Origin of the sequence: Paraburkholderia sp. SIMBA_054, assembly GCF_046534875.1 — a bacterium.
GTDB lineage: Bacteria > Pseudomonadota > Gammaproteobacteria > Burkholderiales > Burkholderiaceae > Paraburkholderia > Paraburkholderia hospita.
This window is the reverse complement of the sequence record NZ_JAWRXV010001266.1, coordinates 1-252: the sequence shown is the minus strand read 5'-3', so window position 1 is coordinate 252 and position 252 is coordinate 1. Positions and strand designations below refer to the sequence as shown.

Genomic DNA, 252 nt, shown 5'->3' with positions numbered 1-252 from the left:
CGATCGACGCGATCTCGGCGGTGCGTACCGCCGAGATCGCCGACGGCATCGAGGCAATGCGCGATCAGGCGCGGCGGACGCCCTCGATGCGCATCCAGTCGCCATCCTGTTCGCACTCGAGCTGGTCGAACCAGGCCTGGTAGCGCTCCAGCAGCTCGCCTTCCTGGCCGTGCAGGATGCCGGACAGGGCGATGCGGCCGCCAGGCGCGACCCGCGCGGCCAGGGTCGGGGCGAGGAAATCCAGGGCCGAAG

1 protein-coding gene is annotated in these 252 nt (G+C 71.0%); it reads right to left on the bottom strand.

Annotated elements, in window-relative coordinates; genetic code table 11:
* Positions 1-64: 64 nt before the first annotated feature.
* Positions 65-252 (bottom strand): 50S ribosomal protein L11 methyltransferase (locus SB822_RS59170; RefSeq protein WP_410859385.1); only part of this gene is annotated, 188 nt, incomplete at its 5' end.